This is a genomic window from Geodermatophilus siccatus (assembly GCF_900103785.1).
In the GTDB taxonomy this organism is placed as follows: Bacteria; Actinomycetota; Actinomycetes; order Mycobacteriales; family Geodermatophilaceae; genus Geodermatophilus; species Geodermatophilus siccatus.
The window spans coordinates 224,029-237,968 of the sequence record NZ_FNHE01000003.1 but is presented as its reverse complement, the minus strand read 5'-3'; the positions used below and the strand labels follow the sequence as shown (position 1 = coordinate 237,968).

Here is a 13,940-nt window from a genome sequence, read left to right as displayed (position 1 = left end):
AGCGGGGGTCCGAGGGGTCAGCGCACCGGGAAGGTGGTGGTGGCGGTGCCGGCGGTGAACTCGTCGAGCCGGACGGTGACGGCGAGGGTCCAGGTGCCGGCGCCGGGGATCGCCATGCCGTCGCCGACGTAGTGCCCGGGCCCGGCGGGTTCGAGGGCGACGTCGATCGGGCCGATCTCCTGGGCCTCCTCGGTGAGGGTCACCCGGATGTCGACGGGCTGGGTCAGCTGCCCCCGCTCGTCGAGGAGGTAGAGGTGCAGCGTGTTCGCCCCGGCGGCGGCCGGGTCGACCGACACCTGCACGCTGCCGTCCTGCCCGGCCGCGGTCTGCACCGGCAGCGTCACGTCCACCGGCTGGGCGACCTCCGCGCGCGCCGGGGGCGTGCCGACGAGCACGGCCGACAGCGCCAGGACGACGAGGCCGACGGCGAGCTCGACGAGCACCGAGCGGCGGAGCGCGGGCCGCTCGGCGGCGGCCGCGGCGGCCTGCGCCTCGGCGCGTGCGCCTGCGGCCGAGGCGACCACCGGGTCGCGCTCGGGCTCCGCGGACGACGCGGAGAAGGCGTGCGCGGTGACCCGGCGGCGCGGCGTGGGCCGGGGCCGGCGGACGCCGAGGTGCTGCTGCACCCACACCCGGGAGACGCCGGCCGCGGCGAGCAGCAGCAGGACCAGGGCGAGCTTGGCCAGCAGCACCCAGCCGTAGGTCGTCGTCACCAGGGCGGCGGGCGAGCCGACCTCGCGGACCGACTGGACGACGCCGGTGACCACCAGCGCGGTGACCGAGCCGGCGGCCAGCCGGGAGAACGGCGGCAGCGCCCGGGCGACGTCGGCCGCGGGGGCGTCCTCGCGCAGCACGCCGCCCAGCAGCCCGGCCAGCCCGCCCAGCCAGACGACCATCGCCGCGACGTGCACCGCCGCGGCCGTGACCGCCAGGCCCGGCATCGGCCCGGCGACGGGGTGGCCGACGGCGGCGACCGTGCCGACGAGGGCGAGGGCGAGGACGCCGCCGGCGAGCACGTCCGGCAGGGCGGGGCTCCCCCGCCGCCACACCGTGCGCAGCACGACCGCCAGCGCGGCCACCAGGACGATCCGCACCAGGTGCGCCGCACCGTTCCCGGAGGCCGCGGTGGGCCCGAGGAGCGCCGGGTCGGCGACCGTGGGCAGCCCGCTGCCGGCGGCGTAGGGGCCCTGCAGGACGAAGGAGAGCGCGGCACCGACGGCGACGGCGACCAGCCCGCCGGTGGTCATGCGACGCAGCCGCGCCGACGCCCAGCCCTCCGGCCACGCGGTGAGCAGCAGCACGGGCACGCCGATCGCGAGCGACAGGCCGGCGAAGCCGAGCCAGCGCGCCGCAGGCAGCGCCGCGCCCACGACCGGGTCGGTGTCTCCCGCTTCCGCGGTGGCGTCCGCGGCCACCAGCTCGCCGTCGCCGACGGCGAAGGAGAAGGCGCCGGAGATGGGGTGGGAGTCGGCCGAGACCACCCGGTAGGTCACGAGGTAGCCGTCGTCGGGCAGGTCCGCCCGCAGCGGGACGACGACGGAGTCGCCCTCGACCGTGGCGTCCCCGGCGTCGACCCGCTCCCCGGATGCGTCGAGCACGCGGGCGTAGCCGGCCCCGAGGGAGACGCCCTCGGTGAAGGTCAGCGTGACCCGGTCCGGCGCCTCGGGGAGCCGGGCGCCCTCGGCCGGGTCGGTCGACACCAGCTCGGCGTGCGCGGCGGCCGGCGGCGCGGTCGCCACCCCCGCCGCCGACCACAGCCCGAGCAGGCCCAGCAGGAGCAGCAGCGCTCCGGGCGCGCGACGCCTCACGCCGGCACCCGCTCGCGGCCGACGACGGGCAGCTCCCGGCGTCGGCGTCCCCGCCAGGCGACGGTGCCGACCAGCGCCACGCCGGCGAGCAGCAGCAGGTGGGTGACCGCACGCTCGGCGTGCACGTGCCCGGCGCGCAGGTCGGCGACGGTGAGGACGGCGAGGAGCGCGGCGAAGGTGCCGAGGAACGGCAGCGCCCCGGCGGCGAGCCGGGGGGCGGCGGCGACGGCGAGGAAGGCCGCGGCGGTGCCCAGGTTCCAGGCGCCGGTCTCGTGGGCCATGTGCACCGGTGCGCTCATCGCCGCGGTGCCGGTGGCGAGGGAGGGCCAGGCGAACGCGGCCTGTGCGACGCCGACGGCCAGCAGGGCCAGGCGCAGCGCGGCGGCGGCCAGCCGGGCACGGGCGGCCGCAGCCGCGCCGGGCAGCTCGCGGGGCAGCGCGGCCAGCACCGTCGCCGTGAGATCGGGCACGTCCGGGGCGGGCGCGAGCCGGGCGCGGCGGGTGACCAGCTCGGCCTGCCGCGCCCAGGTGGCGCAGGCGGGACACGCGCCCAGGTGCGCCTCCAGCTCGCCGGCGGGCAGGCCGGACGACTCGCCGTCGAGCCGGGCGGAGACCGCCTCGCGGTACGGGGTGCACTGCATGATGGGTTGGTCGTCCTCCGAGGCTGGTTGGTTCCCCTCATTCCGGGTGACGCTGCAGCAACGGTTCACCGGGGAGGATGGGACGCGTGGACGACCTGGAGCGGCTGGCCGTTGCCGCCGTCGACGGCGACCCCCTCGCCGCGGCAGCCCTGGTGCGCGCCACCCAGTCCGACGTCTGGCGGCTGTGCGCGGCCCTCGGTGACCGGCAGTCCGCCGACGACCTGACGCAGGAGACCTACCTGCGCGCCTTCGGGTCCCTGCACCGCTTCGAGGGCCGCTCGTCGCTGCGCACCTGGCTGCTGTCGATCGCCCGGCGGGTGTGCGCCGACGCCGTCCGGTCCCGTCGGCGCCGTCGGCTCACCCTCGTGCGGGAGGACGCCGAGCTCGAGGCCCTGGGCACCGCGAGCGACGCCGACCGGGTGGGCGAGGGCGCCGCGGTGGCCGACCTGCTGGCCCGGCTGGACCCCGACCGCCGCGAGGCCTTCGTGCTCACCCAGCTGCTGGGGCTGCCCTACGCGGAAGCCGCGGAGGTCGCCGGCTGCCCGGTGGGCACCATCCGCTCGCGGGTGGCGCGGGCCCGGGCCGACCTGGTCGAGGCCCTGGGCGACGAGGCGGCGACCGCGCGGGCGTAGGCGCCGTCCCAGCAGCCGGGACGCGCTTTGGGCATTAGTCCATCGATCTGGTAGACATTGCGTCCGTGGCGGCGACGACGGTGCTCCTCGTGGGGCGGATCCACGTCGACCTGCTGCGCGTCTGCACCGCCCGCTGTCCGGGCTGCTGACCTCCCGCGCTCCGCGCACCCCCTCGCTCTGCCTCCCGCGCTGCGCTGCGCCCCTCGGCGCGCCCGCGGCCCTCCCCGGATCCGGAGAACCAGCCCGTGAAGACCCTCGTCCTGCTCGCCCTCGTGGGCCTCGGTGCGCAGCTCGTGGACGGCAGCCTGGGCATGGCCTACGGCGTGACGTCGACCACCCTGCTGCTCGCCGTCGGCACCAACCCGGCCGCCGCGTCGGCCACCGTGCACTTCGCCGAGATCGGCACCAGCCTGATGTCCGGCCTCTCGCACTGGAAGTTCGGCAACGTCGACTGGAAGGTCGTCGCCAAGGTCGGCGTCCCTGGCGCGGTGGGCGCCTTCGTCGGCGCCAACGTGCTGTCCAGCCTCTCGACCGAGGTCGCCGCCCCGGTCATGTCGCTGATCCTGCTGTCCCTCGGCGTCTACCTGCTCGTGCGCTTCACCCTCCGGGGGATCGACCGCCGGCACCTGGGCAAGCCGGTCCGCAAGCGCTTCCTCGGCCCGCTGGGTCTGGTGGCCGGCTTCGTCGACGCCACCGGCGGTGGCGGCTGGGGCCCGGTCGGGACGCCGGCGCTGCTGGCCAGCGGGCGGATGGAGCCGCGCAAGGTCATCGGCTCGATCGACACGTCCGAGTTCCTCATCGCCGTGGCCGCGAGTCTCGGTTTCCTCGTCGCGCTGGGCTCCCAGGGTGTCGACGCCACGTGGGCGCTCGGGCTGCTCGCCGGCGGGCTGGTCGCCGCGCCGCTCGCCGCGTGGCTGGTGCGGCACGTCCCGCCGCGGATGCTCGGCTCGCTGGTCGGCGGCATGATCGTGCTGACCAACACCCGGACGCTGCTGCGCAGTGACTGGATCGACGCCTCCGACCCGGTGCGCTACGCCGTCTACGCGGTCATCTACGCCGTCTGGGCCACCGCGGTCGTCCACTCCTTCCGCGAGTACCGCAAGGACCGTGCGCTGGAGTCCGCCGACGCCCTGGCCGCCGAGGCGGCGCGGTCGCACGACGAGATCGAGCTCCCGGCCGACGGTGCGGACGCCGCCGACCTGCGGCGCGACGTCCGGGCGGGCCGACCCCGCGACCCGCGCGACTAGGCGGTCCCCCTGCAGGCCGAGGGGCCCCGTCCGGCTGCTGCCGGGCGGGGCCCCTCGCCGTTCAGCGTCCCGTCAGGAGCGCGGCCTCGAGGTCGGCGGGCAGCCCGGGACGGGGCAGGCCGTGCGGCGGGGGCGGCAACTCCCCGACGCCGCGCAGCCAGGCCCAGGTGTCGGCGACGGTCTGCCCCAGCGGCCGGCTGGGCAGCCCCAGCTCGCGCGCCCGGGCGGTGTCGACGTCCCAGGCGGTGCGGGCCATCTCGACCGGCAGCCACAGCGGCAGGTGCAGCCACGGCTCGACACCGGCCGCCAGCAGGTCGGCCTCCGGCACCGGGACCCACTCCGCGTCGCCGCCGGTCGTCTCCCGGCAGAGCTCCAGCAGGCCGCCGAGGGTGGCCATGCCCACGGGCCCGGTCGCGTTCACCGCGCCGGCAGCGCCCCGCTCGGCCATCTCCACCAGCCAGCCGGCCAGGTCGCGGACGTCGACGGCGGCGATCGGCTGGTCCCACCCCTCCGCCGGGACGACGACCCGGCCGCCGCGTGCGATCCGCCGCAGCCACCAGCCCAGCCGGTCCACGCGGTCGTCGGGGCCGACGATGGCGCCGGCGCGCGCGGTGAGGAACCGGCCCGGCACCGCGGCACCGATCTCCCGCTCGGCGAAGGCCTTGACCGGCCCGTACTCGTCGTCGTCGGTCTGCCAGGTCGGCTCGCCGTCCTCGGGGCCGATCGGGCCGGGCGGCCAGTTCGCGTAGGCGTTGAGGCTGCTGACGAAGGCGTACCCGCGGACGCCGCCCAGCACGGCCGCGGCGTTGCGGGCGGCCGCCCGGGTCTGGCAGGAGGTGTCGACGACGAGGTCGGGCGCCCAGCCGTCGAGCGCCGCCGGCAGCGCGGTGGGGTCGTCGCGGTCGCCGTGCAGCGCGCGGGCGCCGGCCGGTGGGGCGCCGGAGACGCCGCGGGTGAACGTCGCCACCTCGTGGCCGCGGTCGAGGGCCGCCGTCGCCACGTGCCGGCCGAGGAAGTGGGTGCCGCCGAGGACGAGCAGTCGCATGCCCGTCAGCCCAGCCGAGCCGCTCCCCCGCCGTCCAGCCGGTTCGCTACGGGCTCACACCGCCCGGGTGTAGGGCAGCCCCGGCACCTGCGGCAGCGGGGTGGAGCGGGCGGCGGCCAGCACCATCTGCGGCGAGCGCGGCAGGCCGCGGCGGGTGCACAGCCGCAGCGCCCGGGCCCCGGTGATGACGTCGGTCTCCGGGGGGACGACGAGCAGGTCGGCGCGGCGGATACCGCCTGCCCAGGTCAGGCAGACCACCCCGGCGTCCATGCTGCGGAAGCCGCCGGTGCGGACCACCCGCCCGCCGACGACGACCTTGCGCGGCGCCGGCGACCAGGCGTCGAGCGGATAGGTGAAGCGCTCGATGCGCAGGCCCCGCTTGTCCAGCGCGGCCACCAGCTCGGGCAGTTCGACCGCGAGGTCGCGGCTGCGCGGGAACCACGCCCCGTCGAAGGCCTGCTCGCCGGATCCCGCGTCGCTGCGCAGGCTCACCCGGACGTCGATCCCGCCGCGGTGCCCCTCCGCCGCCAGCGTGTGCCGGGTGGTCCCCATCAGCGTCGCCTCCTCGTCGATCCCGGGCCCGCCCACACGGCCCCGAGGAGAACGTAGGCAGCCGAGGCGGCGGGTCCGGGTGAGCGTGCCGTGGGCGGGTCGGCGTGCCCCGGCTCGCCGTCACTTCCGGTCATGGGACGGTCACGACACCCCTGGGTGGCCGTCTCCGCGGAGACGGCCACCCAGGGCCGGGAGCTTCAGGAGGTGAGCTCGAAGACCGTCGTGCTGTCGTAGACCTCACCCGGGCGCAGCACCGTGGAGGGGAACTCCGGCTGGTTCGGCGAGTCCGGGAAGTGCTGGGTCTCCAGCGCCAGCCCGTCGCCCTGCCGGTAGACCCCGCCGCCGGTGCCCACGAGCGTGCCGTCGAGGAAGTTGCCCGAGTAGAACTGGATGCCCGGCTCGGTGGTGGAGATCGTCAGCGTCCGCCCGCTGGCCGGGTCGTGCAGCACCGCGGCCTGCTCCAGCGCGTCCTCGCTGTCCGAGCCCTCGCGCGCACCCCCGTCCTGGCGGTCGAGCACCCAGTTGTGGTCGTAGCCCTGCCCGTAGAGCAGCTGCTGGTCGGCCACGCGGATCCGCGCGCCGATCGGCGTGGGCTCGCGGAAGTCGAACGGCGTGCCCTCGACCGGGGCGATCTCGCCGGTCGGGATGAGCGTCTCGTCGACCGGCGTGAAGCCGCTCGCGTTGAGCTGCAGCTCCTGGTCGTAGACGTCCCCGGAGCCCTCGCCGGCCAGGTTCCAGTAGGTGTGCTGGGTCAGGTTGACGACGGTCGGCGCGTCGGTCGTCGCCTGGTAGTGCACGGTCAGCCGCGACTCGGCGTCCAGGCGGTAGGTGACCGTCGTGGTCAGCGTGCCGGGGAAGCCCTGGTCGCCGTTCTCGCTGACCAGCCGCAGCTGCAGGGCGGCCACGTCGTCGTCGCTGACGTCGGTGGCGGTCCAGACCCGCTCGGAGAAGCCCCCGGGGCCGCCGTGCAGCGTGTTCGGGCCGTCGTTCAACGGCAGCTGGTACGTGGCGCCGTCGAGGGTGAACCGGCCCTCGGCGATGCGGTTGCCGTAGCGGCCGATGAGGGACCCGAAGTAGGGGTCGCCCTCGGTGTAGTAGCCCTCCAGGTCGGGGTGGCCGAGGACGACGTTCTCGACCTCGCCGTCGGCGTCGGGCACCTCCAGGGTCTGGATGACGCCGCCGAAGGTCAGCACGCGCATCGTCGTGTCGCCGTTGCTGAGGGTCCAGCGCTCGACCGCGGTGCCGTCGGGGGTGGCCCCGAAGGGCTCGACGCTCGTGGTCGGACCGCCGCCACCGCCGTCGTCCCGCCCGTCGTCGTCGGCGGTCGCGGCCGCCGGTGCGGCGAGGCCGCCGGCGAGCAGGCCGGCGCCGAGGACGGCGACCAGCGTGCGGCGCCGCGCGGTGCTGGAGGGGGTGGGGCGCTGTCCGGGCATGAGGACTCCGGTGTCCGTGGTGGTCCACCGGCGTCGTCGCACGGTGGCAGGACCGCTGCCGGACCCGTCCTCGCAGACGGCGTGCGACCGGCTCCCCCGCGGTGCAGCCCCGGAACGCCGCCCGACGCTAGGGAGGGCCCGGAAGGGGTGTCAACGCACCTGCGCGTCCCGCTCCGCAACACGCGAGAGGGCCCCGCCCGGACACACCGGACGGGGCCTCCCAGGCGGCCGCTCAGGCCTTGGGCTTGCGGTTCTTCGCCTTGCCCCGCTCGTTCTGGTCGAGGATCACCTTGCGCACCCGGATGGTGGCCGGCGTCACCTCGACGCACTCGTCCTCGGCGCAGAACTCCAGCGCCTGCTCGAGGTTCAGGATGCGCGGCGGGACCAGCCGCTCCAGCTCCTCCGCGGTCGAGGACCGCATGTTGGTGAGCTTCTTCTCCTTGGTGATGTTGACGTCCATGTCGTCGGGTCGGGAGTTCTCGCCGACGATCATGCCCTCGTACACCTCGGTGCCCGGGGCGACCATCATCGAGCCGCGCTCCTGCAGCGAGAACATCGCGTACGACGTCGCCACGCCCTGCCGGTCGGCGACCAGCGAGCCGGTCGGGCGGGCGCGCATGTCGCCCATCCACGGCTCGTAGCCCTCGAGGTTGTGGTTGAGGACGCCGGTGCCGCGGGTCTCGGTGAGGAACTCGGTGCGGAACCCGATCAGGCCGCGCGAGGGGACGATGTACTCCATCCGCGCCCAGCCGGTGTCGTGGTGGACGAGGTTCTCCATCCGACCGCGCCGGGTGGCCAACGCCTGGGTGAGCGTGCCGACGTACTCGCCGGGGGTGTCGATGGTGACCCGCTCGACCGGCTCGTGCAGCTTGCCGTCGATCTCCTTGGTGACCACCTGCGGGCGGCCGACGGTCAGCTCGAACTCCTCGCGGCGCAGCTGCTCGACCAGGATGGCCAGCGCCAGCTCGCCGCGGCCCTGCATCTCCCAGGTGTCGGGGCGCTCGGTGGGCAGCATCCGCACCGAGACGTTGCCGACCAGCTCCTGGTCGAGACGGTTCTTGATCAGCCGGGCGGTGAGCTTCTTGCCCGAGCGGCCGGAGATCGGCGAGGTGTTGATGCCGATGGTGATCGAGATCGACGGCTCGTCGACGGTCAGCGGCGGCAGCGGCCGCGGGTCGTTCGGGTCGGCGAGGGTGTCGCCGATCATGATGTCCTCGATGCCGGCGATGGCGACGAGGTCGCCGGGGCCGGCGCTCTCGGCCGGGGTGCGGGTGAGGCCCTCGGTGACCAGCAGCTCGGTGATCTTGACGCGCTGGATGGTGCCGTCGGTCTTGCACCAGGCGACCTGCTGGCCGTTCTTCATCGTGCCGGAGTGGATGCGCAGCAGCGCCAGCCGGCCGAGGTAGGGCGAGGCGTCGAGGTTGGTGACCTGCGCGCGCAGCGGCTCCTCGGCGTCGTAGGTCGGCGCCGGGATGGTGTCCAGCAGCGTCGTGACCAGCGGGCCGAGGTCGGGGCTGTCGGGGCTGGTGCCGTCGGCCGGCCGGGTGAGCGATGCCTGCCCGGTCTTGCCGTTGCTGTAGACGATCGGGAACTCGAGCGCGTCGGTGTCCAGGCCGTTGTCCTCGAGCAGCTCCATGAACAGCTCGTAGGTCTCGTCGACGACCTCGGCGATGCGGGCGTCGGAGCGGTCGGTCTTGTTGACCACCAGGATGACCGGCATCCCCTTGCCGAGCGCCTTGCGCAGCACGAAGCGGGTCTGCGGCAACGGGCCCTCGGAGGCGTCCACGAGCAGGACGACGCCGTCGACCATGGACAGGCCGCGCTCGACCTCGCCGCCGAAGTCGGCGTGACCGGGGGTGTCGACGATGTTGACCGTCACCGGGTTGCCGTTCTCGTCGGCCAGCCGGATGGCGGTGTTCTTGGCGAGGATGGTGATGCCGCGCTCACGCTCGAGGTCCATCGAGTCCATGACGCGGTCCTGCGTGGAGTCGTTGTCCGTCCCCTCGCCCTTGGCACGCCCGAGGGCGCCTGCCTGGCGGAGGAGGGCGTCGACCAGGGTCGTCTTGCCGTGGTCGACGTGGGCGATGATCGCCACGTTGCGCAGGTCGTCGCGGGTGGGCATGCGGGAGGGCACCTCGGGGGAGATCAGGGGGTCGGCGCGTCCGTCTCTGTTGCGGAGCGCCCAGACACCAGGGTCAACAGCCGCCGACCCGGCGACCTTCCCATGCTAGTGGAAGGACCCCTGCCCCCCTCCGTGGAAGGACCCCGTCCTCCCACCCCGCGCACGCTCGGGGCGGCCCCGGGACGGGGCCGGCGGCGGGGCCCTGCAGGGGGCCGGTCGGCGGTCAGGCGCGGTCGGCCACCGCGTAGGTGACCCCGGCGGCGACGAGGGTCACCAGGGCCACCGCCAGCCAGGACGCCATCCCGACGCCGAGCGCCAGCACGTGCGCGAGCACGAAGGCGCCGATGTAGAGGGCACCCAGGCCCAGGGCGACCGCCCAACCGCGGTGCCTGACCCACAGCCAGGCCGCGCCGAGTCCGCCGAGGGCGAAGACCGCGCCGCCGAGGGCGCGGATACCGGTGCCCTGTGCGACGCCGAAGCCGGCCGCGAGGCCGACGGCGACCAGGAGGGCGGAGGGGGTGCGGGTGCGGGTGCGCGCGCGGGTCAGGGTCGGGCTCGTCATGCCGTCCAGTCTCCCCGGCCGTGGCCGGCCGCACCGGGCACCGGCTACGCAGCCGGGCGGACGAGGCCGAACCGTCGGCCGAGCAAGGGGCCGACGACCGGCCACGCCGACGCGCGCAGGGACGTGTCCCGCACGGTCATCCGCCACCGCTCCTCGGGCACGAACCAGGACGCCGTGCGGGCGCCCGTGTCGGCGAGCCGCGTCACGAGGGGCCCGAGGCGGTGGTGCGCCCGGTCCAGTGCGGCGGGGACGTCGGCGACGACCGATGCCGTCGCCAGCTCCTCGGCCACCGCCGCACCGCCGGCCAGGGCGAGCGACGCCCCCTGGCCGGCGAGCAGGGACACGCACCAGCAGGCGTCGCCGAGCAGCGCGACCCGGCCGCGGTGCCACACCCGTGCGCGGACCTGCACGGTCCGGTCGGTGTAGCGGTCCACGGCCGACGGGAGGGCCGCGAGCAGCTCGGGGACGAGCCAACCGAGGTCGCCGAAGCGCCGGTGCAGCGTCCCGGCGAGCTCGGCACCGGGCTCGCCCCCGCCGTCGGGTGACCGGTGGACGAAGAACGCGGCGGTGCGTCCCTCGTCCACGGGGTAGACCGCCACCATGCGTCCCGGTGCCGTGAGCGTGACGAAGTCCTCGCGGCGCACTCCTGGCAGGCTGCGGTCCAGGATCCAGGTCCACACGGCGTGGCCCAGGTCGCGGGTGCTCCACTCGTCCGGCTCGAGCAGGTCGTCGCGCACCCGCGAGTGGACCCCGTCCGCCCCGAGGACGACGTCCCACTCCTCCTCGGCGCCGTCGGCGTAGCGCACGACGACCGGGTCCCCGGCCGCCGCGGAGGGCTGCACGCCGACCACCTTGCGACCGTGGGACAGCTCGACCCCGGCGTCCCGTGCTGCGGCGTACAGCTCGGCCTCCAGGTCGCCGCGCAGGAAGTTGTGGTGCCGGCCACCGAACACGCGGCGGCGCAGGGCCGGGTAGCCGACGGCGACCCGCGACCGGCCGGACCCGTCGACGAACACCAGCCGCTCGATCGGGGCGTGGATGCGCTGCAGCGCGGGTCCCAGCCCCAACCGCTCGGCCGCGTCGACGCCGGGACCGAAGAAGTCGATCATGTAGCCGCCGCCCCGGGGCCCGGGCGCGGCCTCCACCACGGCCGGGGCTCCCCCGAGCTGGCGCAGCCGCAGGGCGGCCGACAGCCCGGCGATGCCGGCTCCGACGACGAGGACCCGCACGGTCACGCTCCCCTCCCGCCGCACGGGACGCCGGACCGGACGCTGCGCTGCACGGTGTGCACTGGCAGACGCCGGAGGCGGCAGCGGGGTTCCCTCGATGCCCGCCCAGGCCGCACGCGGCCGGCTCACCCCTCCTGCGCTTCCGCCACGGCGGCACGCAGACCCTCGGCACTCCGGTCCTGGAGGGGTGCGCCGTCGACGAGGACCGTCGGTGTCCCGGACACGCCCGCCCGGCTCGCGGCATCGGTGACCTCACGCGTCCAGTCCCCGTAGACCAGTCCCGTGATCGCCTCCTCGACGTCGGGACCGGCGGCGCCGACCCCCGCAGCCAGCTCGACGAGCCGCGCGTCGGTCAGCCCGGGGCCACCCTCGGCCGGTTGCTCGGTGAACAGCGCGTCGTGGAAGTCGAGGAACGCCTCGGTGCCGGCTGCGTCGGCGACCGCGGCCGCGGCGTTGAGCGCCCGGGTGGAGTAGTCGTCGGTGGAAGCGCGGTCGAGGATCGCGATCGGGTGGTAGCGCACCTGCGCGGTCCCGTCGGCGGCGAGCTCGGCGAGGGTGGCACCGGCGGCGGCCTCGAACTGCCGGCAGGCCGGGCAGAGGAAGTCCTCGTAGACGTCCACGGTCACAGGAGCGTCGGCCGGCCCGACGGCGAACGCGGTCCCGCCGTCGGTGGTGTTGGCCGGCACGGCGGCGTCGGGAGAGGTCGACGTCCGGGCGCTCTGGACGGCGATCACCACGACGACGGCGAGCACGACGACGACCGCCGCTGCCACCCCGCCGACGAGGGTCTGCCGGCGCCGGCGCTCCTGGGCGCGGGCGCGTTCCTCTGCGGCGCGCTTCTCGGCGATGCGACGGCGGGCGGCCTCACGCCTGGTCTCAGGGGACACGTTCGCCCTCCTCGTTCGACGGTGTCGCCTCTGCATGCCGGCCGCCGAGGGCCAGCCGGGAACCCGGCCAGCGAGCCAGCGCCAGCGCGACCGCGAGGAGAGCGACGTCGCGGACGACCTCCGCCGGGTAGGCGGTCTCCCCCGCGGCCACCTCACCGCCGCCGCCGAAGCAGCCGCAGTCGATCTGCAGGCCCCGGGCCCAGGCCGAGCCGACGCCGCCGAGGAACACGACGAGCAGGGCGGCCGCGACGACCGCCGCCGTCCGCACGAAGACGCCGGCGACGAGTGCCAGCCCGACGGCGATCTCGAGAACGGGCAGCCCGAAGGCCACCGGCGCGACCAGCGGCTCGGGCAGCAGGCGGTAGGCGCGCACGGCGCGGACGGCGGCGTCCGGGTCGGGCAGCTTCAGCGCCCCGGCAGCCAGGAACACCCCGCCCAGGACCCAGCGCGCCACCGTGGCCACCCAGGGCACGACGGACCTCTCCACCTCAGGACAGTCGTCCGGGCCGCGCCGGTGGTTCCCGCGGACACGACGAGGGCCCCGAGCGGATCGCCCGGGGCCCTCGTCGCGGCCCAGCCCGGAGGCTCACCCCGAGCGGGCGAGGGGTGAGGAGGGCGGGGTCCTTCTTCAGGCGGTGCGGAGCACGGCCTCGATCTCGAGCTCGACGGTGATCTTGTCGCCGACGACGACGCCGCCACCGTCCATCGGCATGTCGATGTCGACGCCGTACTCCTTGCGGGAGATCTCGGTCTTGGCGGAGAAGCCGGCGCGGGTGCCGCCGTAGGCGTCGGGGCCGAAGCCGTTGAGCTCGAGGGCGAGCTCGACGGGCTTGGTGATGCCCTTGATGGTCAGGTCGCCGACGACGGTCCAGTCGGCACCGTCGGTGCGGACCTCGGTCGAGCGGAAGGTCATGTGGGTGTGGTTGCCCACGTCGAAGAAGTCGGCGGAGCGGATGTGCGCGTCGCGCTGCTCCTGCCGGGTGTCGATCGAGTCCATGTCGATCGTGGCGGTCACGGTGGACTGCGCCGGGTCCTCGGCGGTGACGATCTCGCCGGAGAACTTGGTGAAGTAGCCGCGGACCTTGCTGACCATCATGTGGCGGACGGAGAAGCCGACCGTCGAGTGGCTGGCGTCGATGTCCCAGGTGCCGACGACGTAACCGGGGATCTGCGTGGCGGTGGTCATGGGAGCCTCCAAGTGGTTGAGCGTTGGACCATCGTGCTGGACCGAACTCTAGTTGAAGGCTCATCTATTCCGCCAGTACCCTCGTGGGTATGACCGCCGACGTGTCGCTCGCTCCCCGGGACCCCGGCTCCGACGCCGAGGGGACGCGCTGGCTCGACGCCGAGGAGCAGCAGGCCTGGCGGGCCTGGCTCTACAGCGCCCAGCTGCTGCTCGACCGGCTCGACCGGGAGCTCACCCACGCCACCGGCATCTCGCACGCCTACTACGAGATCCTCGTCGCCCTGTCGGAGACCGAGGGCCGGATGATGCGGATGAGCGAGCTCGCCGACCGGTGCCTGTCCTCGCGCAGCCGGCTCTCGCACGCCGTCTCCCGGCTGGAGGAGCGCGGCTGGGTGCGCCGTCAGGTCTGTCCGGACGACGGCCGCGGCCAGCTCGCCGTCCTCACCGACGACGGGTTCGCCGCGCTCGAGGCGGCGGCCCCGGTGCACGTGGAGAGCGTGCGCACCCACCTGTTCGACCAGCTCTCCCCCGAGCAGGTCGCGGCGATGCGGGACCTCGGCGAGACGCTGCTGCGCCACCTCGGTCCCCGCTGATGG

The 13,940-nt window shown here is 75.3% G+C and carries 14 protein-coding genes; 3 read left to right on the top strand and 11 right to left on the bottom strand.

The annotated features are described in order from the left end of the window. Positions 1 to 17: 17 nt before the first annotated feature. Positions 18 to 1,808 (bottom strand): copper resistance protein CopC, encoded by a 1,791-nt coding sequence (locus tag BLS21_RS06995; RefSeq protein WP_091215656.1) that lies wholly within the window; start codon positions 1,806 to 1,808, stop codon positions 18 to 20. Continuing rightward, the gene (locus BLS21_RS06990) at positions 1,805 to 2,449 is read right to left on the bottom strand and encodes a zf-HC2 domain-containing protein (RefSeq protein ID WP_091215654.1); all 645 of its coding nucleotides are present in this window, start codon (positions 2,447 to 2,449) and stop codon (positions 1,805 to 1,807) included. The genes BLS21_RS06995 and BLS21_RS06990 overlap by 4 nt, the downstream gene beginning before the upstream one ends. Before the next feature lie 86 nt (positions 2,450 to 2,535). Between BLS21_RS06990 and BLS21_RS06985 the strand changes: the two genes are divergently transcribed. Together BLS21_RS06985 and BLS21_RS06980 are read left to right on the top strand one after the other, a co-directional pair. Beyond that, the gene (locus tag BLS21_RS06985; protein WP_091215652.1) at positions 2,536 to 3,081 is read left to right on the top strand and encodes a sigma-70 family RNA polymerase sigma factor; all 546 of its coding nucleotides are present in this window, start codon (positions 2,536 to 2,538) and stop codon (positions 3,079 to 3,081) included. A 245-nt stretch (positions 3,082 to 3,326) separates the two neighbouring features. Next, positions 3,327 to 4,328: a sulfite exporter TauE/SafE family protein gene (locus BLS21_RS06980; RefSeq protein WP_091215649.1), complete on the top strand. Its 1,002-nt coding sequence runs from the start codon at positions 3,327 to 3,329 to the stop codon at positions 4,326 to 4,328. Positions 4,329 to 4,389: 61 nt separating this feature from the next. Here BLS21_RS06980 and BLS21_RS06975 read toward each other — a convergent pair whose 3' ends face one another. From BLS21_RS06975 to BLS21_RS06935, 9 genes are all read right to left on the bottom strand, one after another. Next, on the bottom strand, positions 4,390 to 5,373 hold the full coding sequence (locus BLS21_RS06975) for an NAD-dependent epimerase/dehydratase family protein (protein ID WP_091215646.1): 984 nt from the start codon (positions 5,371 to 5,373) through the stop codon (positions 4,390 to 4,392). A gap of 54 nt (positions 5,374 to 5,427) precedes the next feature. Next, positions 5,428 to 5,925 (bottom strand): DUF5994 family protein, encoded by a 498-nt coding sequence (locus BLS21_RS06970; RefSeq protein ID WP_091216454.1) that lies wholly within the window; start codon positions 5,923 to 5,925, stop codon positions 5,428 to 5,430. A gap of 197 nt (positions 5,926 to 6,122) precedes the next feature. Further along, positions 6,123 to 7,358: an aldose epimerase family protein gene (locus BLS21_RS06965; RefSeq protein WP_091215642.1), complete on the bottom strand. Its 1,236-nt coding sequence runs from the start codon at positions 7,356 to 7,358 to the stop codon at positions 6,123 to 6,125. A gap of 232 nt (positions 7,359 to 7,590) precedes the next feature. Beyond that, the gene (typA, locus tag BLS21_RS06960) at positions 7,591 to 9,480 is read right to left on the bottom strand and encodes a translational GTPase TypA (protein WP_091215639.1); all 1,890 of its coding nucleotides are present in this window, start codon (positions 9,478 to 9,480) and stop codon (positions 7,591 to 7,593) included. 223 nt (positions 9,481 to 9,703) lie between these two features. Further along, on the bottom strand, positions 9,704 to 10,042 hold the full coding sequence (locus BLS21_RS06955; RefSeq protein WP_091215636.1) for a hypothetical protein: 339 nt from the start codon (positions 10,040 to 10,042) through the stop codon (positions 9,704 to 9,706). Positions 10,043 to 10,086: 44 nt separating this feature from the next. Beyond that, the gene (locus BLS21_RS06950; RefSeq protein WP_175479471.1) at positions 10,087 to 11,277 is read right to left on the bottom strand and encodes an FAD-dependent monooxygenase; all 1,191 of its coding nucleotides are present in this window, start codon (positions 11,275 to 11,277) and stop codon (positions 10,087 to 10,089) included. 119 nt (positions 11,278 to 11,396) lie between these two features. Then, positions 11,397 to 12,158 (bottom strand): DsbA family protein, encoded by a 762-nt coding sequence (locus BLS21_RS06945; protein WP_245700123.1) that lies wholly within the window; start codon positions 12,156 to 12,158, stop codon positions 11,397 to 11,399. Continuing rightward, positions 12,148 to 12,645 (bottom strand): MauE/DoxX family redox-associated membrane protein, encoded by a 498-nt coding sequence (locus tag BLS21_RS06940; RefSeq protein ID WP_091215629.1) that lies wholly within the window; start codon positions 12,643 to 12,645, stop codon positions 12,148 to 12,150. Before BLS21_RS06940 ends, BLS21_RS06945 begins: the two co-directional genes overlap by 11 nt. Positions 12,646 to 12,786: 141 nt before the next feature. Beyond that, positions 12,787 to 13,344, bottom strand: coding sequence for a YceI family protein (locus BLS21_RS06935; protein WP_091215626.1), 558 nt, complete (start codon positions 13,342 to 13,344; stop codon positions 12,787 to 12,789). Between the two features lie 89 nt (positions 13,345 to 13,433). Between BLS21_RS06935 and BLS21_RS06930 the strand changes: the two genes are divergently transcribed. Further along, positions 13,434 to 13,937 (top strand): MarR family winged helix-turn-helix transcriptional regulator, encoded by a 504-nt coding sequence (locus BLS21_RS06930; RefSeq protein ID WP_175479470.1) that lies wholly within the window; start codon positions 13,434 to 13,436, stop codon positions 13,935 to 13,937. Positions 13,938 to 13,940 lie beyond the last annotated feature (3 nt).

Bases quoted from the DNA above. Each gene is read 5' to 3' on its own strand.
- typA (WP_091215639.1), bottom strand. From the start codon at position 9,480: ATGCCCACCCGCGACGACCTGCGCAACGTGGCGATCATCGCCCACGTC.
- BLS21_RS06930 (WP_175479470.1), top strand. From the start codon at position 13,434: ATGACCGCCGACGTGTCGCTCGCTCCCCGGGACCCCGGCTCCGACGCC.
- BLS21_RS06970 (WP_091216454.1), bottom strand. From the start codon at position 5,925: ATGGGGACCACCCGGCACACGCTGGCGGCGGAGGGGCACCGCGGCGGG.
- BLS21_RS06990 (WP_091215654.1), bottom strand. From the start codon at position 2,449: ATGCAGTGCACCCCGTACCGCGAGGCGGTCTCCGCCCGGCTCGACGGC.
- BLS21_RS06935 (WP_091215626.1), bottom strand. From the start codon at position 13,344: ATGACCACCGCCACGCAGATCCCCGGTTACGTCGTCGGCACCTGGGAC.
- BLS21_RS06955 (WP_091215636.1), bottom strand. From the start codon at position 10,042: ATGACGAGCCCGACCCTGACCCGCGCGCGCACCCGCACCCGCACCCCC.
- BLS21_RS06965 (WP_091215642.1), bottom strand. From the start codon at position 7,358: ATGCCCGGACAGCGCCCCACCCCCTCCAGCACCGCGCGGCGCCGCACG.
- BLS21_RS06975 (WP_091215646.1), bottom strand. From the start codon at position 5,373: ATGCGACTGCTCGTCCTCGGCGGCACCCACTTCCTCGGCCGGCACGTG.